The 21,231-nt window shown below is 67.6% G+C and carries 21 protein-coding genes; 8 read left to right on the forward strand and 13 right to left on the reverse strand.

The genetic code is table 11. The features are described 5' to 3' along the window. The 3 genes from ACXJKR_RS05925 to argC all read right to left on the reverse strand — a co-directional run. A partial coding sequence (locus ACXJKR_RS05925; protein ID WP_457321542.1) for an esterase/lipase family protein occupies positions 1 to 884 on the reverse strand: 884 nt, incomplete at its 3' end. Then, positions 881 to 3,175 (reverse strand): hypothetical protein, encoded by a 2,295-nt coding sequence (locus ACXJKR_RS05930; protein WP_457321544.1) that lies wholly within the window; start codon positions 3,173 to 3,175, stop codon positions 881 to 883. The genes ACXJKR_RS05930 and ACXJKR_RS05925, both read right to left, overlap by 4 nt. A gap of 148 nt (positions 3,176 to 3,323) precedes the next feature. Next, positions 3,324 to 4,271: an N-acetyl-gamma-glutamyl-phosphate reductase gene (gene argC / locus ACXJKR_RS05935; RefSeq protein ID WP_457321546.1), complete on the reverse strand. Its 948-nt coding sequence runs from the start codon at positions 4,269 to 4,271 to the stop codon at positions 3,324 to 3,326. 51 nt (positions 4,272 to 4,322) lie between these two features. On the opposite strand from argC, the gene ACXJKR_RS05940 reads away from it, so the two are divergent. From ACXJKR_RS05940 to ACXJKR_RS05965, 6 genes are all read left to right on the forward strand, one after another. Continuing rightward, positions 4,323 to 4,913: an RBBP9/YdeN family alpha/beta hydrolase gene (locus tag ACXJKR_RS05940; protein ID WP_457321548.1), complete on the forward strand. Its 591-nt coding sequence runs from the start codon at positions 4,323 to 4,325 to the stop codon at positions 4,911 to 4,913. A 48-nt stretch (positions 4,914 to 4,961) separates the two neighbouring features. Continuing rightward, positions 4,962 to 5,855, forward strand: a complete 894-nt coding sequence (locus ACXJKR_RS05945; RefSeq protein WP_457321550.1) for a ParB/RepB/Spo0J family partition protein — start codon at positions 4,962 to 4,964, stop codon at positions 5,853 to 5,855. Between the two features lie 473 nt (positions 5,856 to 6,328). After that, complete coding sequence (locus ACXJKR_RS05950; protein WP_056192487.1) at positions 6,329 to 8,251, forward strand: PrkA family serine protein kinase; 1,923 nt, start codon at positions 6,329 to 6,331, stop codon at positions 8,249 to 8,251. Positions 8,252 to 8,270: 19 nt separating this feature from the next. Further along, the gene (locus ACXJKR_RS05955) at positions 8,271 to 9,551 is read left to right on the forward strand and encodes a YeaH/YhbH family protein (RefSeq protein WP_056190957.1); all 1,281 of its coding nucleotides are present in this window, start codon (positions 8,271 to 8,273) and stop codon (positions 9,549 to 9,551) included. A gap of 53 nt (positions 9,552 to 9,604) precedes the next feature. Next, positions 9,605 to 11,149, forward strand: a complete 1,545-nt coding sequence (locus tag ACXJKR_RS05960) for a SpoVR family protein (protein WP_394326309.1) — start codon at positions 9,605 to 9,607, stop codon at positions 11,147 to 11,149. Positions 11,150 to 11,174: 25 nt separating this feature from the next. Further along, positions 11,175 to 11,516 carry a hypothetical protein gene (locus tag ACXJKR_RS05965; RefSeq protein ID WP_457321552.1) on the forward strand — a complete coding sequence of 114 codons (342 nt, stop codon included), beginning with the start codon at positions 11,175 to 11,177 and terminating at the stop codon, positions 11,514 to 11,516. Here ACXJKR_RS05965 and ACXJKR_RS05970 read toward each other — a convergent pair. The 8 genes from ACXJKR_RS05970 to ACXJKR_RS06005 all read right to left on the reverse strand — a co-directional run bounded on the left by ACXJKR_RS05970 (position 11,513) and on the right by ACXJKR_RS06005 (position 16,007). Next, positions 11,513 to 11,893 carry a VOC family protein gene (locus ACXJKR_RS05970; protein WP_457321554.1) on the reverse strand — a complete coding sequence of 127 codons (381 nt, stop codon included), beginning with the start codon at positions 11,891 to 11,893 and terminating at the stop codon, positions 11,513 to 11,515. The genes ACXJKR_RS05965 and ACXJKR_RS05970 overlap by 4 nt on opposite strands. A gap of 14 nt (positions 11,894 to 11,907) precedes the next feature. Then, positions 11,908 to 12,531, reverse strand: coding sequence for a LysE family translocator (locus ACXJKR_RS05975; RefSeq protein ID WP_457321556.1), 624 nt, complete (start codon positions 12,529 to 12,531; stop codon positions 11,908 to 11,910). A gap of 1 nt (position 12,532) precedes the next feature. After that, positions 12,533 to 12,940 (reverse strand): hypothetical protein, encoded by a 408-nt coding sequence (locus ACXJKR_RS05980; protein ID WP_056190966.1) that lies wholly within the window; start codon positions 12,938 to 12,940, stop codon positions 12,533 to 12,535. Between the two features lie 46 nt (positions 12,941 to 12,986). Next, complete coding sequence (locus tag ACXJKR_RS05985) at positions 12,987 to 13,265, reverse strand: hypothetical protein (RefSeq protein ID WP_056190967.1); 279 nt, start codon at positions 13,263 to 13,265, stop codon at positions 12,987 to 12,989. Beyond that, complete coding sequence (locus ACXJKR_RS05990) at positions 13,265 to 14,527, reverse strand: ammonium transporter (protein ID WP_457321569.1); 1,263 nt, start codon at positions 14,525 to 14,527, stop codon at positions 13,265 to 13,267. Before ACXJKR_RS05990 ends, ACXJKR_RS05985 begins: the two co-directional genes overlap by 1 nt. Before the next feature lie 156 nt (positions 14,528 to 14,683). Then, positions 14,684 to 15,382, reverse strand: a complete 699-nt coding sequence (locus tag ACXJKR_RS05995) for an ArsR/SmtB family transcription factor (RefSeq protein ID WP_457321559.1) — start codon at positions 15,380 to 15,382, stop codon at positions 14,684 to 14,686. Continuing rightward, on the reverse strand, positions 15,379 to 15,702 hold the full coding sequence (locus tag ACXJKR_RS06000; RefSeq protein ID WP_056190972.1) for an antibiotic biosynthesis monooxygenase family protein: 324 nt from the start codon (positions 15,700 to 15,702) through the stop codon (positions 15,379 to 15,381). Before ACXJKR_RS06000 ends, ACXJKR_RS05995 begins: the two co-directional genes overlap by 4 nt. Beyond that, the gene (locus ACXJKR_RS06005; RefSeq protein WP_457321561.1) at positions 15,699 to 16,007 is read right to left on the reverse strand and encodes an NIPSNAP family protein; all 309 of its coding nucleotides are present in this window, start codon (positions 16,005 to 16,007) and stop codon (positions 15,699 to 15,701) included. The genes ACXJKR_RS06000 and ACXJKR_RS06005 overlap by 4 nt, the downstream gene beginning before the upstream one ends. A gap of 145 nt (positions 16,008 to 16,152) precedes the next feature. Here ACXJKR_RS06005 and ACXJKR_RS06010 point away from each other — a divergent pair, with 145 nt between their 5' ends. Beyond that, the gene (locus ACXJKR_RS06010; protein ID WP_457321563.1) at positions 16,153 to 17,298 is read left to right on the forward strand and encodes a GGDEF domain-containing protein; all 1,146 of its coding nucleotides are present in this window, start codon (positions 16,153 to 16,155) and stop codon (positions 17,296 to 17,298) included. A 7-nt stretch (positions 17,299 to 17,305) separates the two neighbouring features. Here ACXJKR_RS06010 and ACXJKR_RS06015 read toward each other — a convergent pair whose 3' ends face one another. Together ACXJKR_RS06015 and bla are read right to left on the reverse strand one after the other, a co-directional pair. After that, entirely contained in the window at positions 17,306 to 18,202 is an 897-nt protein-coding gene (locus tag ACXJKR_RS06015; RefSeq protein ID WP_457321565.1) for an AraC family transcriptional regulator, read from the reverse strand. Beyond that, complete coding sequence (bla, locus tag ACXJKR_RS06020; protein WP_056190979.1) at positions 18,199 to 19,059, reverse strand: class A beta-lactamase; 861 nt, start codon at positions 19,057 to 19,059, stop codon at positions 18,199 to 18,201. Before bla ends, ACXJKR_RS06015 begins: the two co-directional genes overlap by 4 nt. A gap of 190 nt (positions 19,060 to 19,249) precedes the next feature. On the opposite strand from bla, the gene ACXJKR_RS06025 reads away from it, so the two are divergent. Then, positions 19,250 to 21,231, forward strand: a 1,982-nt coding sequence (locus tag ACXJKR_RS06025) for a TonB-dependent receptor (protein WP_457321567.1), incomplete at its 3' end; no start/stop codon positions are given.

Genomic DNA, 21,231 nt, shown 5'->3' on the forward strand with positions numbered 1-21,231 from the left:
GTGCTGCCCAGGTGCAGCACCTTGCCGAAGATCTTGGCCAGCAGCGAAACGCCCTCGGCAAAGGGCACGATGCCCGTCGCATGCTTGCTGAGCGTCGACACGGCATCGGCGTAGCTGGCGATCATGTCGAGGGCTGCACGAAGCTTGTCCGGCGCGGCCAGGCTGGTGCCCACCAGCGGCGACGCCACGAAGATCACCCGCTCCACCGGCACGGCGCGCAGCCGCATCAGCCAGCCCACGACCAGGCCGCCCCGGCTGTGGCAGACCACGTCGATGGGCGCGCTGACGTCCTGCAGGGCGCTGTGCAGATCGAGGGCGTTGGACCAGGCCGCCACGGACAGGGTGGCGTGGCCAAACGCCAGGATGGCGCTGTACTTCTGCTGCCAGCCGGCGAGCAGCTTCTTGCCGGCGTCGGTGGCCTGCAGCTCGTCGAACCACATCTGCGACTTGCTGAAGGTGCCATGCACCAGCAGCAGCACGCGGCCCTTGTCTATCCTGGGCTGGGCGTCGTTCACCAGGCGGCCGTCCTGCCAGCGCTGCATGCCCTTGTCGGGCGTCAACCAGTCATCGGCCGCGATCAGCTTGTCGGTGACCGCATTGGCACCGAAGTCGTTGAAGCGAAAGCTTTGCAGGACGTCGTCCGGCGCCACGCGAATCGACCGGTAGGAGCGCCGCCCCGTGCCGCCGGGCGTGGTCGGCGGCGAATAGACCCAGCGCAGCAGGCCGTCCTCGTCGCGCACCAGCTCGACCTTGGCGCGGCCATCGGCGTCGCGCGCCGCGGCGCGCCGGCGGCGCTGGCCGATGGGCAGGGTGCTGACCTCGGTCGGCTCCTCTTCGAGCACCAGACGGGCGCTCACGTCGGCCCAAAGTTGGTTACCGCTCATGGCCTCTCCTCCACGATGGGCAGGGGCGTGATGCCGCTCATGCGCGCCGTCACGACGTCCAGCACCGAGTGGAAGTCTTCCGCTTCGGACAGCGCATCGATGCCCGCCTCCACCGCCTCCACGAAACCGCAGTGCTCGGTCAGCCGCACCGTCTCGATGGGCACCAGGCGCCGCGCGCGGATCAGCTGCCTGACCTCGCGGTAGGGGGCATTGCCGATCGCCTGCCAGGCATAGCGCTGCAGGCTGGCGGAGGAATTGCGATCCGCGGCGCCGGCCATGGCGCCATGCGCGCCCTCGCCGCTGACCGCCAGATAGTCCGCCTGGAAGCTGCTGTGCCGCCAATAGCCCGGCAGCGCATGGCCGTTGAGCAGGAAGATGACGGGGTAGACGTCGATCAGCTCCAGGCAGGCGGCAAACAGCAGGGCCAGGTCGATGCAGGTGCCGGCCCGGGCGCCAAGGATGGTGCTGGGCGTGCGCAGGCGCTGCGAATCGAGCTTGCTGCTGTACGACGGCGGCGGGTTGATATAGCCGAGCCGCCACTCATGCAGCAGGGCGGCCCAGATCGCCTGCACCTGCAGATCGACCTCGCGCAGCTGCTCTTCCTCGGTGCTCGGCGCGGCCTGATAGCCCTCGAAACCGGCGCTGGGGTTGTCGCGCAGGATGCGCACATAGCGCTGTGCCAGTTCCACCGCGCTGACGACGGCCGGATCGCGCGGCAGCACGAAGGAGGGCAGCCACTGGCCGTCCTTGTCGTTGTCGCGCCACTGGTCCACCGGCAGCAGGCGCAGGCGATGGCTGTCGCGCGTCAGCACCTTGTCGTTGTGGCTGAGCTGGACCATCAAGGTGCTGTTGACCGCTTCCTGCAGCGAACGCATCAGCGCAGCCGTCAGCGGCACGTGCACCTCGTTGCTCAGGTCGAAGCGCGTCTCGCCGGCCACGAAGCGCTTGCGCCAGCGCGCCTGTTCGGGCCCGAGCTGCAGCTCCACGTCGACGCTCAAGCCATCCTCGGGACTGGCGTTGCCGCGCTCCACGACGATCTCGCTGAACAGGCGCCCGTTGTTGTGCAGTACCGCGTAGTTGAGCTCCTTCTCGGGCTTGGCCAGCAGGCGCGGCGGCGTGTCGGCGTCGCGCAGTTCAGCCGCGGCGGGTTCGCCCAGCGTGAACGCAGCCTCGTTCAGCGGCGCGCCCATCCACAGCGTGACGCCGGTGGCACGCGTGGCTCTGGGCTCCTTGCGCGCGCGCAACCAGGCGCTCTCGAAGGCCAGCGGCAGGTTCCACACGGCCTGGTCGAGCTGGCCGTAGACCAGCTCGAAGAAGAAGTCCGCCAGCTGGTCCTCGACCGCGTCCTGGAAGCCCACGGCCGACAGGGCCGCGCGCTCGGCCACGATGAGGGCCGCCGTGCGCGCCGCCGAGTTTTCGAGGCTGAGGGAGACGAAATAGGCGCAGTGCTCGCCCCCCGCCCCCAGCGCCTCGGCCAGCCGCTGCGCACCGACGACGGCCGCGCCGCCGCTCTCGCCGGCCAGCAGCATGCCGTCGGGCACGCTGGCCTCCTTGGCCAGCACGTCGTCCAGCTGCATCGGGCCGAATTCGGCCTCCACCACTTCGCCGTTCGGCACCAGGTCGCGCAAGGCCTTCAGGCCGGCCAGATTGTCAAAGCCACTCAGATGGATGAGGTCGGGCTTGTGCGCCTTCACGACGTCGTGCAGCTGTTGCCAGCTCGGGTCTTTCAACTCCATCAGCTGGATGTCGCCCAGCGCGCGTTTGAGCCGCTTGGTTTCCGCGCTGAAATCCCATGTCTGCCGCAAGCCGCCAGGTGCGCTCTGCACATAGAGCAGGCTGCGCTGCCCGGGCTTTTTCCACCGGGCCGGGGCCTTGGGCACCACTTCACGCATCACGGTGACGCGGTGGTTGTCCACATTGCGATAACGCCGCGTGGCCTTGGCCAGCAGATATTCCCAGGGAAAGATGCGGCCMTGCCAGCCCTCGCGTTCCGACGCGTAAGGCATGCGCACGACGACGCGCGGCGCGCGGGCAAGCGCCTCCAGGTCGGCGTCCTTCAGGCCAAAGCCCTTCAGCGTGCGGTTGGCCTGCTCCTCACGGCTGTTGCTGGCGTCACTCGAACTGAGCCAGCGTTCGCGTGCCCGCAGCACATAGGTCCAGCGCATGGCTTCGGTGTCGAGCCGGCACACGGGCACGCCCTCCTCGGGCTGGCCGCCCAAGGCGATCGTGCGGCCCGGAATGACCAAAGAGATCCGGGCCAGAACAGGATCAGTGCCTGCAGTCTTCGACATCACGCCTCCCAACATAGAGCCYCCAGACCTGTCACTACGCGACAGGCCCCCCAAGGGGGTCAAGCAAACTCGGGAGCGGCCCGTCGTTTGCTTGAGAGAGGCGTCATCCTATGTCGCCGGGCTGCGCCTCAGCGCCCTGATTTCTGGTTCAGACCAGCCCGAGGCTCTCTTCCAGACCCAGGTGGACGTTCATGCTCTGCACGGCCGCGCCGCTGGCGCCCTTGCCGAGGTTGTCCAGGCGGCTCATCAGCAGCACCTGGGTGTCGGAGGCGAATACGAAGAGGTCGACGCGATTGGTGTCGTTGCAGGCCTGCACGTCGAAGAAGCCGGCATCCAGCGCGGCCGCGTCGCGCAGCGGCTTCACGTTGATGAAACGCTCGCCCTGGTAGTGTGCGGCCAGCGCGGCATGGACCTGCTCAGGCGTCGTGCCGGCCTTGAGCTGGCTCAGGTGCAGCGGCACGCTGACGGCCAGGCCCTTGTAGAAGCTGCTGACGATGGGCTGGAAGACCGGCGGCGTCGCCAGCCCCGTGTGGGCAGCCATCTCCGGCAAATGCTTGTGCTTGAGACCCAGGCCATAGGGCCGCGGCGCCTGCAGATGGGCCGGCAAGGGCTGCTGCTCGTACTCGGCAATCATGCTCTTGCCGCCGCCCGAGTAGCCGGTGATGGATGTGGCGCTGATGGCGGCGTCCTTGGACAACAGGCCGGCATCCACCAGCGGGCGCACCAACAGGATGAAGGCGCTGGAATGGCAGCCCGGGTTGGAGATGCGCTTGCTGGCCTGGATGGCGCCACGCTGGCCCCTGGCCAGCTCCGGCAGGCCGAAGGCCCAGCCGGGCGCCGTGCGGTGGGCCGTGCTGGCGTCGATGAGGCAGGTACGGTCGTTGTTGACCATGAAGGCGGCCTCGCGCGAGGCTGCGTCGGGCAGGCACAAGAAGGCCACATCGGCGGCGTTCAGCAAACGCGAACGCTCGGCCGGGTCCTTGCGCTTGTCGGCGGCTATCTTCAGCACCTCGATGTCGCTGCGGGCCGCGAGGTACTCGTGAATCCGCAAACCCGTGGTGCCTTCCTGGCCATCCACAAACACCTTGAACGTCATCGCCGCTGCTCCAACCGCTGAAAATCGAACTGTGCAGGATAAGGGCAAACCATGAAATCTGAGCGTGTACTGCTTCTCCCGGGCTGGCAAAACTCGGGCCCGGACCACTGGCAAAGCCGCTGGGAGCGGCTGCATGGCGACGAGCGCGTCGAGCAGCACGACTGGGACTGGCCCCGCCGCGGCGACTGGATGGCGCGGCTGGACGAGGTGCTGCTGCAGGACGACGCGCCGGCCCTGCTGGTCGCCCATTCCCTGGGCTGCCAGCTCGTCACCGCCTGGGCCGAGCATTCCCAGCACGTCGGCCGCGTGAAAGGCGCGCTGCTCGTCGCCCCGCCGGACACCGAGCGCGCGGACATGCCGCCCCAGCTCCACAACTGGCGACCCATCCGCCGCCCGCGCCTGCCCTTCCCCAGCATCACCGTCATCAGCAGCGACGACCCCTTTGGCGCCGCCGAGCGCAGCACGCAGATGGCGGCCGACTGGGGCAGCAGTGTCGTCATCGCCGGGCCGCGGGGTCATCTGAACGCCGAATCGGGCCTGGGCGACTGGCCCGAGGGTCGCGAGCTGCTGGAAAGCCTCGGCAAGCGCTGGAGCGGCGACGGGCCGCTCCCGAGCCGCTCCGCACCCCCTCGGGGGGCCTGACGCAAAGTGGCAGGTTTGGGGGCGCCCATTCATCGACAATCCGCCCCCATGGTCACGAAGAAACCCAAAGGCCTCGGCCTCGGCCTGGAGGCCCTGCTTGGCCCCAAGGTCAGCGAAGCGCCCGCTACCGACTTGCCCTCCACGCTGAAGCTCGAACAGCTGCAGGCCGGCAAATACCAGCCCCGCACGCGCATGGACGAGGGCTCGCTGTACGAGCTGGCCGAATCGATCAAGGCGCAAGGGATCATGCAACCGATCCTCGTGCGCCCGATCTCACCGAACGGGAGCGCGACCTACGAGATCATTGCCGGCGAGCGGCGCTTCCGTGCGGCAAAACTTGCCGGCCTGCGCGAGGTGCCGGTGCTGGTGAAGGCGGTGCCCGACGAATCGGCCGCCGCGATGGCGCTGATCGAGAACATCCAGCGCGAAGACCTCAACCCGCTCGAGGAAGCGCAGGGCCTGAAACGACTCACCGACGAGTTCGGCCTGACACATGAGCAGGCGGCCCAGGCGGTCGGCCGTTCGCGCAGTGCGGCCAGCAATCTGCTGCGGCTGTTGAACCTTTCCGCCCCGGTGCAGAACATGCTGATGGCCGGCGACCTCGACATGGGCCACGCCCGCGCGCTGCTGCCGCTGGATGGCGCCACGCAGATCACGACGGCCAGCGAGATCGCGGCCAAGAAGCTCAGTGTGCGTGAGGCCGAAAAGCTGGTCGCCAGGCACCAGGGCGCCGGCCGCCAGGCGCCGCTGCTGCGCGTGAAGAGCGACAAGAGCCGCGACGTGCTGCGGCTGGAAGAAGAGCTGGCCGACGCTTTGGGCGCGACCGTCGAGGTGCGCGTGAAGAAGGCAACGAAGCGTGGTGCTCAGAGCGGCGAACTGGCCATCCATTTCGACTCGCTCGACGCCCTGTCCGGCATCCTCGACAAGCTGCGCGGCGCCTGAGCAACGCAGGCTGCGATGCAATGCGGCGGCGTCTGACAAGACGCTGCCGGCAGGCGCTCAACACTAGGTGCGCAGTAACGATGCCCGCGTGGTCCAACAAGGATGGTGATGCATCCGTGACGCGCGCCACTCTCGCTACAGTTCTTCACCGACAGCTTTGTCTGCGGCCCGCCACAAGCCCCCCGGGTTCGTGTGGTTTGCCCGAAAAGTGCCAGGTCTTGCCCAAACTGCGGGCGTATGCTGGCCCGGCACCCTGTCAACGGAAAACTGCGTTGGTTTGTTGGTGGTCGTGTTGATGGGCAGATAGCGGCTTATTCTTGAGATTGACGAGCGGTCGGCGGCGCCAAGCTGCTGATCAAGCGAGTGGAGAGTTCTGATGACGCCTTGCAGTTGAGGCGCGATCAGAACCCCCCAGTCCCTCGGGCACGGATCGTGCCTGCGGCCCTGTGGAGTTCAAACCGCAGGAGGTCGGCATGGACGTCATCAGCCATTTCGCAGCGCGCTTCGAGCGCAGCAAGGTCGAGGAGCTCTCGCTGGAGGACTACCTCGCAGAGTGCAAGAAAAACCCACTGGCCTACGCCACGGCTGCCGAGCGCATGCTGCAGGCCATCGGCGAGCCGCAGATGCTCGACACGCGCAACGACCAGCGGCTGTCGCGCCTGTTCGCCAACAAGACCATCAAGATCTACCCGGCCTTCGCCGAGTTCTATGGCCTGGAAGAGGCCATAGAGCAGGTCGTCTCCTATTTCCGCCATGCCGCGCAAGGGCTGGAAGAGAAGAAGCAGATCCTCTACCTGCTCGGGCCCGTCGGCGGCGGCAAGAGTTCCATCGCCGAGCGGCTCAAGCAGTTGATGGAGCATGTGCCCTTCTACGCGCTGGCCGGCTCGCCGGTGAATGAGTCGCCACTCGGCCTCTTCGACCTCATCGAGGACGGCCCGCTGCTGGAGCGCGACTACGGCATCCCGCGCCGCTACCTGAACCGAGTCCTCAGCCCCTGGGCCGTCAAGCGCCTGGACGAGTTCGGCGGCGACATCCGCAAGTTCAAGGTCGTCAAGCGCTTCCCCAGCGTGCTCAAGCAGCTCGGCGTGGCCAAGACCGAGCCGGGCGACGAGAACAACCAGGACATCAGCTCGCTGGTCGGCAAGGTCGACATCCGCAAGCTCGAAACCTATGCCCAGGATGACCCCGACGCCTACAGCTACAGCGGCGGCCTGTGCCTGGCCAACCAGGGCCTGCTCGAGTTCGTCGAAATGTTCAAGGCGCCCATCAAGGTGCTGCACCCGCTGCTGACCGCCACGCAGGAAAGCAACTACAAGGGCACCGAGGGCTTCGGCGCCATCCCCTTCGACGGCATCGTGCTGGCGCACAGCAACGAGAGCGAGTGGAAGACCTTCCGCAACAACAAGAACAACGAGGCCTTCCTCGACCGCGTCTATATCGTCAAGGTGCCCTACTGCCTGCGCGTCAGCGAGGAGGTCAAGATCTACGAGAAGCTGATCCGCGGCTCGTCGCTGTCCGAGGCCAAGTGCGCACCGGGCACGCTGAAGATGATGAGCCAGTTCGCCGTGCTCACGCGCCTGAAGGAGCCCGAAAACTCGTCGCTGTATTCCAAGATGCAGATCTACGACGGCGAGAACCTCAAGGACACCGACCCGCGCGCCAAGAGCTACCAGGAGTACCGCGACTACGCCGGCGTTGACGAAGGCATGAGCGGYATCAGCACGCGCTTCGCCTACAAGATCTTGTCCAAGGTCTTCAACTTCGACTCGGCCGAGGTGGCGGCCAACCCGGTGCACCTGATGTATGTGCTGGAGCAGCAGATCGAGCGCGAGCAGTTCCCCAAGGAGCTGGAAGAGAAATACGTCAGCTACATCAAGGAACAGCTGTCGCCGCGCTATGCCGAGTTCATCGGCAAGGAAATCCAGACCGCCTATCTGGAGAGCTACAGCGAGTACGGCCAAAACATCTTCGACCGCTACGTGACCTATGCCGACTACTGGATCCAGGACCAGGAGTACCGCGACACCGACACCGGAGAAGTGTTCGACCGCGCGTCGCTGAACGCCGAGCTCGAGAAGATCGAGAAGCCGGCCGGCATCTCCAACCCCAAGGACTTCCGCAACGAGATCGTCAACTTCGTGCTGCGTGCGCGCGCCAACAACGCGGGCAAGAACCCGCTGTGGACCAGCTACGAGAAGCTGCGCACCGTCATCGAGAAGAAGATGTTCTCCAACACCGAGGAGTTGCTGCCTGTCATCAGCTTCAACGCCAAGGCCAGCGCCGAGGACGCCAAGAAGCACGAGAACTTCGTGCAGCGCATGGTGGACAAGGGCTACACGGCCAAGCAGGTGCGGCTGTTGTGCGAGTGGTACTTGAGGGTGCGCAAGAGTTCCTGAACGCAACCGGCCACTGCTGATGTCGCTTCAACAGATCATCGACCGGCGCCTCTCCGGCAAGAACAAGTCGATCGGCAACCGCGAGCGCTTCTTGCGTCGCCATAAGGAGCAGATCCGCGAGGCGGTGAAACGCGCGGTCGATGGCCGTGGCATCCGCGACATGGAGCGCGGCGAGGATGTGCACATCCCCAAGAAGGACCTGAGCGAGCCCGTCTTCGGCCATGGCGACGGCGGCGTGCGCGAGGTTGTGCGGCCGGGCAACCAGGAGTATGTGAAGGGCGACCGCATTGCCAAGCCCAAGGGTGGGCAGGGCGGTGGCGGCGGAGGCGGCGAGGCCAGCGACACTGGCGAGGGTGAGGACGACTTCGTCTTTCACCTCAGCAAGGAAGAGTTCATGCAGGTCTTCTTCGAGGACCTGGCCCTGCCCAATCTCGCCCGCACGACGCTGGCCGACACGCCCGAGTGGCGCAGCCAGCGCGCCGGCTTCGTGTCTGACGGCACGCCCACCAATCTGCACGTCGTGCGCTCGATGCGCGGCGCCCTGGGCCGGCGCATCGCGCTGGGCATGGACAAGCGCCGCGAGCTGCACGAGCTCGAAGCCCGCGAGCAGGAGCTGCTGAAGGAAGACCGCCCCGAAACGCCGCGACTGCTGCTCGAAACCCGTGAGCGCATCCAGCATCTGCGCGAGCGCCTCAAGGCCATCCCCTTCCTCGACCCCATCGACCTGCGCTTCCGTGCCCGCGTGCGCATCCCGGTGCCGACGACGCGCGCCGTCATGTTCTGCCTGATGGACGTGTCCGGCTCCATGGACGAAGGCCGCAAGGACCTGGCCAAGCGCTTCTTCATCCTGCTCTATCTCTTCCTRACGCGGCATTACGAAAAGATCGACGTCGTCTTCATACGCCACCACACGCAGGCGCAGGAAGTCGACGAGCAGAACTTCTTCCACGCGACAGAGACCGGCGGCACCGTGGTCTCCAGCGCCCTGGTGCTGATGGAGCAGATCATCAAGGAGCGCTACTCGCCGACCGAGTGGAATATCTACGGCGCCCAGGCCAGCGACGGCGACAACTGGCACCACGACAGCGGCCGCTGCCGCGAGCTGCTGGCCGACAAGATCCTGCCGCTGTGCCGCTACTTCGCCTATGTGCAGGTAGCCGAACCCGAACAGAACCTGTGGGAGGAATACCAGAAGCTCAGCGAGGACGCCCGCCACTTCGCCATGCGCAAGGCCGTCGAGGCCTCGCAGATCTACCCCGTCTTCCGTGAGCTGTTCAAGAAGGAAGGGGCCTCCACATGAGCAGTAAAGAGGACCGCCGTCACCACGAGCGCCCGGCCAACCCGCCGGCCGGCATGCCCGACCGCCGCCAGCACCTGCCGCTGCGGCGCATGAAGCCGCTGTTGCGCAGACCCAGCCAGCCCCTGCCCTCGCCCAATGACTGGAGCTTCGATCTCATCGACGAGTACCACACCGTCATCAAGAACACCGCCGAGCGCTTCGGCCTGGACACCTATGCCAACCAGCTCGAGGTCATCACCGCCGAGCAGATGATGGACGCCTATGCCTCCGTCGGCATGCCGGTCAACTACCGGCACTGGAGCTACGGCAAGGAGTTCATCAGCACCGAGCGCAACTACAAGCGCGGCCAGATGGGCCTGGCCTACGAGATCGTCATCAACTCCGACCCCTGCATCGCCTACCTGATGGAGGAGAACACGCTGGCCATGCAGGCCCTGGTCATCGCCCACGCCTGCTACGGCCACAACAGCTTCTTCAAGGGGAACTACCTGTTCCGCATGTGGACGGACGCCTCGTCCATCATCGACTACCTCGTCTACGCCAAGAACTACGTCGCCGACTGCGAGGAGCGCTACGGCGTCGATGCCGTCGAAACCCTGCTCGACTCCTGCCACGCGCTGATGAACCACGGCGTGGACCGCTACCGCCGCCCGGCCAAGCTGTCGCTGGCCGAAGAGCGCGCGCGGCTGAAGGACCGCGAGCAGCACGCGCAGTCGCAGATCAACGACCTGTGGCGCACCCTGCCCAAGAAGGCCGACCGCCCCGACGAAGCCGCCGAGAGCCGCCGCTTCCCCGACGAGCCGCAGGAGAACCTGCTGTACTTCATCGAGAAGAACGCGCCGCTGCTGGACCCCTGGCAGCGCGAGGTCGTGCGCATCGTGCGCAAGATCGCGCAGTACTTCTACCCGCAGCGCCAGACGCAGGTCATGAACGAAGGCTGGGCCACCTTCTGGCACCACCGCCTGCTCAACCAGATGTACGACGACGGCTACTTGAGCGACGGCATGATGATCGAGTGGCTCAAGTCCCACACCAACGTCGTCTACCAGCATCCCAACGCCAACCTCAACCCGTATGCGTTGGGCTTCGCGATGTACACCGACATCAAGCGCATCTGCGAGAACCCGACGGATGAAGACCGCGACTGGTTCCCCGACATCGCCGGCAGTGACTGGCTGCCCACGCTCGACCACGCGATGCGCAACTTCAAGGACGAGAGCTTCATCGGCCAGTACCTGAGCCCGAAGATCATGCGCGACTTCCGCCTCTTCTCCATCATCGACGACGAGGCCAAGAGCGAGTACGAGATCTCCGCCATCCACGACGAAGGCGGCTACCGCCATGTGCGCCAGGCGCTGGCGCGCCAGTACGACCTGTCCACCCGCGAGCCCAACATCCAGGTCTGGAACGTCAACCTGCGCGGCGACCGCTCACTGACTCTGCGCCACGTGCAGCACCTGAACCGCCCGCTGCACGACAGCGCCCAGGAGGTGCTCAAGCATGTCGGCCGCCTCTGGGGCTTTGGCGTGCAGCTGGAAAGCGTCAACACGCGCGGCGACGTGACCAAGCGCTGGAGCGTGCCGGCTCAGGTGGGCTGAGGGCTGAGGGCTGATACTCGCCGGCATGTTCCGGCTGCTCCTGTCTGCTGCCCTTGTCTCCACCGCGGCCTGGCCCGCCCATGCTGCTGGCCTGAGCGAACGCCAGGCCTGCCTCAAGCTGATCGGCACCGCCCGCGCCCTGCATCTGGCCGGCCCCAACAAGCGCGGCGACTACCGCTGCAAGCGCCATCCCACCGACGCCGACTTCGTCTTCACGCTGCGCTTCGACGGCCCCAAGGAGCCCAAGGACGCCAGCCATCTGCTGGGCCATTACGCCGTCGACAGGGCAACGCGCGAGGTCTACCAGTGGGATCTCACCACCGGCCAGCGCGGCGCGCCCCTCGTGCCGCCGAAAAGCAAGCGCTAACCTTCGTAGGTCCTGATCTCGATCAGGTGCTTGTTGGGGTCGTTGAAATAGAGCGTCGGCCCCGGCCCACGAGCACCCACCTCGCTGCCCGGCCCCGTGTTCGTACCCACGGAATCAAAGGTCGGCCCATAGCCCAGGCCCGCCGCCTTGATGCGCTTGAAGATGGTCTCGAACTCGGCGCGGGTCACTGCAAAGGCGTAGTGCTCGAAGCCCGGCGTGCCCCAGGGGGCGAGCTGCAGCTGGCAGTCCGGCCCAGCCTTGATGACAGTGAAGGGACCGTCGCGGCCGGCATCGGTGAAGCCCATCACGTCGACGTAGAAGCGCACGCTGGCGTCCAGGTCGTTGACCTTGAGGATCAGGTGGTCGAGTGTGGGCATGCGGTCTCCCCGTATCAGCGAGCGCGCTCCAGGGCGACCTTGATGCCCAGCCCCACCAGCGCAGCGCCCGCGAGCTGCTGGAAGCGCTGGAAGAAGCGCGGCTTGGCCAGCAGCCAATGCCTGGCCCTGCCGCCCAGCGCGGCGGTACACAGGTTGACCACTGTGCCCGAGACGATGGACACCATGCCCAGCAGGGCCGCCTGCCAGCCGGGATGGCCCAGGGCGGGGTCGATGAACTGCGGCAGGATGGCCAGGAAGAAGATGGCCACTTTGGGATTGAACAGGTTGGACAAAGCGCCCTGGGCAAACGGCGAAGACCAACGGCTGTTCACGGGGCCGGCAGCCACCTCGGTGGGGTGGCGCAGCATCTGCCAGCCCAGCCACACCAGGTAGGCCGCACCGACCGCCTTGACCACCAGAAATGCCGTGGGAACGGCGGCCAGGAAGGCGGTGAGTCCCAAGGTGGCGGCCGCGACGTGAACCAGCGCAGCGCAGGCAATGCCCAGGCACACCTTGGCTCCTGCGGCCGTGCCGCGCGAGACCGAGTTGGAAAGGATGCAGATGACGTCCGGCCCCGGAATGAGGGCAAAGCTCATGTTGAGCAGCGTGAAGGCCAGCAGGGTAGGGAGTTCGATCATTTCAGCCCTGACGTGTTTGAGTGTTCACCAACGACAGCCGTCTCGCGAACAGCACGGCCGACACCAGCAACAGCATCAGCCCCGTCGTCGCCTCGGCCCAGATCGTCAGATTGGCCATCAGCGTGTGCTGCGAGCACAGCCCCAGACGATAGTGCAGCAGGCCATCCAGGCCCAGGGCGCCATAAACGCCAAGGGCCAGCAGGCCAAGCGTGGGCAGACCCAGGCGCGTCAGCACCCATGCCAACAGGCCAACGGCGCAAACCGCAAACCAGCACAACCAGACCGTCCCCGGGGTCAGCCATGCCGGCATGCCAGGATAGAAGGCGATGTACTGAGCGTTGTGACTGAAGTGGGCGAGGCTGGCTGCGAAGTAGGCCGCGACGAGCGGCGCGATGCGGGTGATGTGCATGGCATGCGTTGTACAACGCCATGCCGGGCCACGCGGAGAAGACGCGTCAGCGCAGGCCACCGATGTAGCGGGCCGCCGCCACTGCACGCGCACTTACAGGCGTTGGTGCCGCCGGCGGCGGTTTCGGGAAGAGCATGGCTTGCAGCCGCGCGCCCCAATCCGCCACCTCCGGATGCTCGGCCTGCTGGCAGGCCAGGCGGATGATCTCCCGTGCGTAGTCGGCGTTGCGCACCAACCATTCGACGTCCGTCACGCGACCCATCTTGCGGCGCATCAGCACATGCAGGTGGGCGGCCACGGCCAGCTTCTCGCTGTCGCTGGCCATCACGCCACCTGCTCGCCGTGCTGGCTGAGATCCAGCCCCTGCTGCTCGCGCGCCGCATCCACGCGCAGCCCGCCCAGCAGCAGATAGACCAGCAGCAGGATGCCCGCCGTCATGACCGCGCTGAAAGCCACCGTGGCCAGGACCGCCACGGCCTGCGTGCCCAGCGACCCGGCCACGCCACCCACGCGCGGATCGGCCAACAGACCGGTCAGCAGCGCGCCGACGATGCCGCCCACGCCGTGCACGCCGAACACGTCCAGCGAGTCGTCGGCACGCAGCCAGCGTTTGAGCCCGGTGGCGCCCCAGTAACAGGCCGCGCCCGCCACCAGGCCGATGAGCACCGCTGAAGCTGGCGTGACGAAGCCGCAGGCGGGTGTGATGGCCACCAGCCCCGCCACGGCGCCGCTGCACAGGCCCAGCAGCGTCGGCGTGCGCCGCGTCGCCCACTCGGCCGCCATCCAGGACAGTGCGGCCGCTGCGGCGCCGAGCTGCGTGTTGAGCATTGCGATGCCGGCCCGTCCATCCGCCGCGCCGGCCGAGCCGCCGTTGAAGCCCATCCAGCCCACCCACAGCAGGCCGGCGCCGGTCATCGTGTAGGCCAGGTTGGCCGGCGTGAGTGCAGCACGGCCGAAGCCCGCGCGCGGGCCGAGCATCCACGCGGCCACCAGACCCGCGACGCCGGCATTGATGTGCACCACCGTGCCTCCGGCGAAATCCAGCGCACCCAACTGGGCCAGCCAGCCCTGCGGCGCCCAAACCCAGTGCGCCACCGGCACGTAGACGAACAGCGACCACAACCCGAGGAAGGCCAACAGGCTGGCGAAGCGCATGCGCTCGGCGACCGCGCCGATGACCAGGCAGGGCGTGATGACGGCGAAGCTGAGCTGGAACAGCGCGAACACCGCCGCCGGCACGCTGGGCATCAGCGGATGCACGCTGACCAGGCCGGTCGCCTTGTCATGCAGCACATTGCCCAGCCCGGCGCCACCCAGGCCGCCGATCCGGCGCTCCAGCCCGGCCGGCCCCGGCTCGAACGCCAGGCTGTAGCCACAGACGAACCACAGCAGCGTCACCAGCGCGGCGCAGGCCAGCGTCTGGGCCATGACGGCCAGGATGTTCTTCTTGCGCACCATSCCGGCATAGAACAGCGCCAGGCCSGGCAGCGTCATCAKCAGGACCAATGCGGTGGCGCTGAGCAGCCAGGCGGTGTCGCCGGCGTTGATCTGGGCGGCCGGCACCTGCTCGGCGGCCAGTGCGGGCATCGCAAGCAAGCCCGTCAGTGACGCGGCCGATCGGCCCCAGGGGGTGAACCGCGCGGCGGGAAAGCAAGGATGAATGGGCATAGGGATGCGGCGGGTGGTAGCGCCGCATGAATAGCAAGCTCTACGCCAACGCGCCCGCGGCGCCGGCCACGTGGCTCAACCGGCCAACAGCCCGTCGACGAATTCGCGTTGGCCGGTGGGCGTCAAGACCAGTTCGCGCGACGTGTCGCGGCGGCGCAGCCAGCCGCGCGCCAGCAATGCCTCCAGCAAAGCCACGGCCTCGGCGCCCGCGAAATGCTCGCGTCGCTCGGACCAGTCCACGCACGGATAGAGCGCCCGGCCCGCAGCCACGGTCGCCAATTCCAGTCCTTGCGCCTGCAGCGTCGCGCGCGCCGTGTCCGTCAACCGTTCTGCACTGCCCGCCCGCTCCACCCAGCCGCGCGAGCAAAGGACGTCATGCAGCCGCACGCCCAGCTCGCCGGCCAGGTGGCCATAGCAACTGCGCGCATGCCGCAGGCCGCGCATCTCCGGCCGCTGCCAGCGCTTCAAGTCGGCCGCCGGCTCGTCGATGCCATCGCGGCGATCCGCCAAGCGCAGCAGCGCCTCCAGTGCATGCGCCACGTCGCCATCGGCCAGGCCGAAATAGCGATGTCGCCCCTGCGGCCGCACGCGGGCCAGGCCCTCGTCGACGAGCAGCTTCAGGTGGGCCGACATCGTCGCCGCGCCCACGCCGGCATGCGTGGCCAGCTCGCCGGCCGTGTGCAGGCGGCCATCGAGCAGGCGGGCCAACGTCCGTGCTCGCGTCGGGTCGGCGATGGCCGCGGCAATGCGCGCAAGGCGGGGTTCGGCGTTCATCGAGGGACCTGTTCGCGCTCGTTCAGGCCGTAATCGCGCACCACATGCGCCACCCGCAGCCGGTAGTCCTTGAACAGCCCGCCGCGCCCGGCCGCCTGGGCCTCGCGATGCCGCTCCACCTCACGCCAGCCGCGCACCGCCTCCTCGTCGCGCCAGAAGGACAGAGACAAGAGCTTGTCCGGTTGCGTCAGGCTCTGGAAGCGCTCCACCGAGATGAAGCCGTCCATGCGCTCCAGCAGTGGCTTCAGCGCGGCGGCATGGTCGAGGTAGGCTTGGCGGCCCTCGTCGGTGGGCTGGACTTCAAAGATGACGGCGATCATGGCTGCACATCCTCACAGAAAGTGCGCTCCTCGCGCAGGATGAAGCGCTGCTTCTGCGCGAACTCGAAATTGGCCCGCGCCTCGGGGTCGGCCTTGAGGCGGACGCGGTAGGCCTCGTAGTCGGCCAGCGAGTCGAAACCGACCAGGCCCCAGGCCTCGTAGTTCGTGCCCTCGTGCGGCAGCCAGTAGCCCAGCAGCCGGCCGCCCAGGCGCGGAATGATGCGGCCCCAGGCCTGCGCGTACTCGCGGAAGGCCTCGCGCTGGAAGGGGTCGAGCTCGTAGCGGATGAAGCAGGTGATGGGCATGGAGTGTGCTCACACAAAGTTGAAGGGATGAAGGCAGTGTGGGCGGCTTCACCCCCGCGACGCTTCGCCGTGCAACGAACTGTGTCCCGCCGCCGCGCCAGCGCGGCGGCCGCTATCCTCGCCCGGCATCCCAGCCCCATCCACCGTGCCCAAACTCTCGCCCCGCCCTGCACCTGCTCCCGCGAGCTGGGCGGATTGGCTGCTGGGCCCGAAAGGCCAGGGCCGCGGCGCGGTGAAGCTGACACTGCTGGCGCTGACGGTCTACGGCCTGTTCGCGCTGAACGTGGCCGTGCAGGTCAACCTCGGTCTGATGGAGGCCGGCCCCGGAGCCTGGATCAGCGGCGTCGGCCTCGCCGGCATCGCGGGCTTTTACGTGCTGGTTCGCACGGGCCTGAGCCGTCATCTGGCACGCGACCGGTCGCTGACGCTGCCGCAATCGGTCTTCGGCGCGCTGATCACAGCCTGGGGCTATGCCATCGACCCGCCGCTGCGCGGCGCCATCATCGCCATCATGCTGCTCAACCTCGTTTGGGGCATGTTCGTGCTGTCGCAGCGCCAGGCCTTCGGGCTCTATCTGTTCGGGCTGGCGTCGCTGGCCGTCGCGATGGGCTATGGCGCCACGACGGACCCGGCCAACTTTCCCGCGGCGGTCGAGTCCCTGCACTTCAGCTTCGCGGCCATCCTGATGACGGCGGTGTCGGTGCTGTCGGTCAACATGGCGCGGCTGCGCGCCAAGCTCAGCGCGCGCACCGCCGAACTGCGCGCTGCGCTGGGGCGCATCCAGTACCTGGCCCACCACGACGAGCTGACCCAGATCAGCAACCGCCGCCATTTGAGCGAGCGCCTCGCCGCCGAGCAGCTGAACCAGCGCCAGCATGGCCATGTGATGAGCCTGGTGCTGATCGACATCGACCACTTCAAGGCCGTCAACGACCGCCACGGCCACGGCGTGGGCGATGCGGTGCTGCGTCATTTCGCGGCCACCCTGCACGCCACGCTGCGCACCAGCGATTTCGCCGGGCGCTGGGGTGGCGAGGAGTTCCTCGTCGTCACGCCGCAGGCCAGCGCCGACACGGCCGCAGCCCTGGTCGAGCGCCTGCGCGACGCGCTGGAGGCGGCCTCCTTTGACAGCATCGTGCCGGGCCTGCACGTCACCTTCTCCGCCGGCGTGGCGGAATGCGCGCCCGGCGAGGACCTGCACCTGGCCATCGACCGCGCCGACCGCGCCCTCTACCAGGCCAAGCAGACCGGGCGCGCCCGCACGGTCAGCGAGTTCGCACCGCTGGTGTGAGCGCCGGCTACAGCGGCGCGACAGGGATGCACAGCTCGCAGTCGAACACACCGGTCTTGAAGTCGAATTTCGACTGCGGCCCGTAGTGCTCGAAGCAGGGCCGCGCATCCAGCTGCAGGCCGCTGCTCGGCAGCCACCGGCCCATCATGGCCGCCCAGGCGGCGCCGATCTCGGCGGCCGTGCCTTCGAAGTCCAGCGCCGCATAGCGGCCACCGGGCAACTCGGTGACGAGGGCGCCGCCGTTGGGCGCCCAGTCATCCGGCACGGCCACGCCGGCGTCGTAGCGGCATTGCTCGGGCGGCACGAGGCTGGGGTCGTCGTGGCTGATGCCGAAGCGCGACACGGGGCCGAGGTTCTGCGTGGCCAGCCACGGGTTGAAGGTCTCGGCCCAGAAGCGGCCAAGGGCAGGGCCATAGGCGCCCTGGTAGCGCAGATAGCCCATGCGCACGGGCGGGCGGTCGATGAGGCGGACGTTCACGGGATCTCCTTCGTCACGGTTGCGGGAGAAGCCATGCTCGTCGTCCGGCCCGGCGCCGGCTTGATCCAGATTGCTATCGGCCTGATCGAGATTGCGCCATTGCGCCGGTGGCAGGCCGAAGCGCTGCTTGAAGGCCCGCGAGAAGGCCTCGGCCGAGCCATAGCTCACGCTGAGCGCGATGCTCAGCACGGTCGAATCCGGCTGGCCGCGCAGCCGCTGAGCGGCCTTCTCCAGGCGACGGCGCGCCAGGTAGTCGCCCAGGGTCTGGCCCGTCCAGGCCAGGAAGAGGCGGTGGAAGTGGTAGGGCGAGAAGTGGGCGACGGCGGCCAGCGCTTCCAGGTCCAGCGGCGCGTCCAGATGGCGGTCGATGTGGGCCTGCACGCGGTGCATGCGGGCCTCGTACTGGCGCCGACTCGCGTTGTTCAAGCCCAGGCCCTCACCAGCCCGCGCATCGCGTCCGCATGCACGGTGGAGAGTTCGTCGCTCGAGGCCTTGGAGTCGGACTGGAAGGCAACAACGACCCAGGGCGAACGGCCGCCCGGCGGAAACACCAGGGCCACGTCGTTGACCGCGCCACGGGCGCCGCTGCCGGTCTTGTCGATGACGCGCCAGCTCGCATCCGGCACGCCGGCCCGCAGCCGCTTCAGGCCCGTGCGCGAGGCCTGCAGGTCGGCCCACAAGCGCGCCTGGTTGGCCCGCTTCAGGCCCGGGCCGAGCAGCAGATGCTGCAGCGTCCTGGCAAAGGCGCGCGGCGTGCTGGTGTCGCGCGGGTCGCCCGGGGCGTTCTCGTTGAGCTCGGTCTCGAAGCGATCCAGGCGCGTGACGGCGTCGCCCTGCTGGCGCAGCCAGGTCGTCAGGCCGGCCGGCGAATCACAGCAGTGGCGCAGCAGCACATTGGCGCAGGGGTTGTCGCTCTCGACGACGATGCCCTGAACCAGCTCGGCCAGCGTCGCCTGGCCACGCGGCAGCAAGCGGTCGAAGGCCGGCGAATGCGGCACGCGCTCGCTCTCACGCAGGGGCACCGCGTCATTCCAGCCCCAGCGCCCGGCCTCCACACCCTGGGCCACGCGGGCGGCAAGCAGGATCTTGAAGGTCGACGCCGTAGCGAATCGCTCGTCAGCGCGGTGAGCCATCACGCGGCCGCTGCCGGTGTCGATGGCGAAGAAGCCGATTCGGCCCTGCACGCGGCGTTCCAGCGCGGCGAAGTCAGCGGCATTGGTGGCAAGGCTGCGGGTGGCTACAGGCGCCAGAGCCAGGCCAGCAAGGAGGGGACGACGTTTCATGCGCCGCATTCTCGTGCGCCCCCGCACGGCCCCGGTGCGGGGGGCACCTGCACGGCCCGTCCGCAAACTGACTACTCCGTCAGACTTGCGCAACAACGCAGTCATGACGGCTGCCAGCCCCTGCGGCGGTCCGCACAATCGCCGCCGGCCCTGCAGTTGGGGCCGCTTCCTTTTCTGGAGTCGTTGTTTGATGAACGCACCGCGCATGAGCCTCCTGGCCCTCGCCTTGAGCACCGCCCTTCCCGCCCTGGCTCAAGAAGCCCCAGCCAAAGACCGCAGCCAGCTCGAAACCGTCGTCATCACGGCCGAGCGGCGTGCCGAAAACATCAAGGACGTGCCCAACGCCGTCTCCAAGATCAGCGGCGACAAGCTCGACGTGCTGGCCTCCGGCGGCCAGGACCTGCGCTTCCTGTCGGGCCGCGTGCCCAGCCTGAACATCGAGTCCAGCTTCGGCCGCGCCTTCCCGCGCTTTTACCTGCGCGGCTACGGCAACACCGACTTCCGCCTCAACGCCTCGCAGCCGGTCAGCGTCATCGTCGACGACGTGATCCAGGAGAACCCCATCCTGAAGGGCTTCCCCATCTTCGACACCGCCGCGGTGGAAGTCGTCGCCGGCCCGCAGGGCACGCTGTTCGGCCGCAACACGCCGGCCGGCGTCGTCAAGTTCGACTCCATCAAGCCCAGCCACAAGCAGGACGGCTACGCCAGCGTCACGGTGGGCAACTACGGCACGCTGAACCTCGAAGGCGCGGCCAACCTGCCCCTGAGCGGCGACTGGGCTGCCCGCATCTCCGCGCAAAGCCAGCGCCGTGGCGACTGGGCCGAGAACACCGCCCCCGGCGCCGTCACGCCCAAGACCGAGGGCTACCGCGACAGCGCCGTGCGCGCCCAGGTGCTGTACGAGCCGCACAAGCAGTTCAGCGCCCTGGCCAACCTGCACGTGCGCGACCTCAACGGCAGCCCGCGCCTGTTCCGTGCCAACGCCATCAAGCGCGGCACGAACGACCTGGCCGACGGCTTCGACGCCGAGAAGGCCGCCTTCAATGGCGTCAACGACCAGACCTTGAAGCAGACCGGTGGCAGCCTGCGCCTGAAGTGGTCCGTGCCCGGGCTGAACATCTACGCCATCAGCGGCTATGAGCATGTGAAGCCGCTGTCCCGCGGCGACATCGACGGCGGCGTGCCCGGCGCACCCGGCATCCCCTTCCAGTCCGAAACCGGCAGCGGCATGAACGGCCACCGCCAGCTGACGCAGGAAGTGCGCCTCGAGTCCAACACCGCCGGTCCCTTGAGCTGGCAGGCGGGCGTGTATCTCTTCGACGAGAAGTACACGATCGACAACATCACCTACAACACGACGACCCACGCCGACGTCGACCACATCTACAGCGCGCAAACCAACAAGGCCGGCGCGGTGTTCGGCTCGCTCAACTACGCCGTCAGCGATGAGCTCAAGCTGCGCGCCGGCCTGCGCTACACCAAGGACAAGAAGGACCTGTCCACCACCCACGCCGGCACGGGCCTGTTCAACACCTCCACCGGCACCAGCGCCAGTACCGACGACGGCAAGTGGAGCGGCGACCTGTCGGCCACCTACAAGCTCGACGCCGACACCAACCTCTACGCCCGCTACGCCAATGGCTTCCGCGCGTCGTCCATGCAGAACGCATCGGCCTTCGCCGGCCAATCGCAGGCCAGCCCGGAAACCGTCAACTCCTATGAAGTGGGCTTCAAGAGCGAACTGCTCAAGCGCACGCTGCGCCTGTCGGGTTCGCTGTTCAGCTACACCGTCAAGGACCTGCAGCTGACGGCCGTGGGCGGCAGCGTCAACGCCACCCGCCTGCTYAATGCCAAGAAGGCCACCGGCACCGGCGCCGAGATCAACCTCGAAGCGCTGATCACGCCCGACCTGATGGTCACCTTCGGCGGCTCGCTGAACAACACCAAGCTCAAGGACGCCGGCCTGGGCGTGCCTCCGGGCGGCTCGCTGAAGGTCAATGGCGCCTTCCCGACGGTGCAGGACCCCATCGTCGGTAACAACGCGATGGTCGACGGCAACTCGCTGCCCAACGCGCCCAAGTGGACCTACAACCTCACCGCGCGCTGGAKCATTCCTCTCGCCAGCGGCGACGAGGTCTACGTCTATACCGACTGGGCCTACCGCTCCAAGGT

This window comes from Roseateles sp. P5_E11, assembly GCF_054049355.1.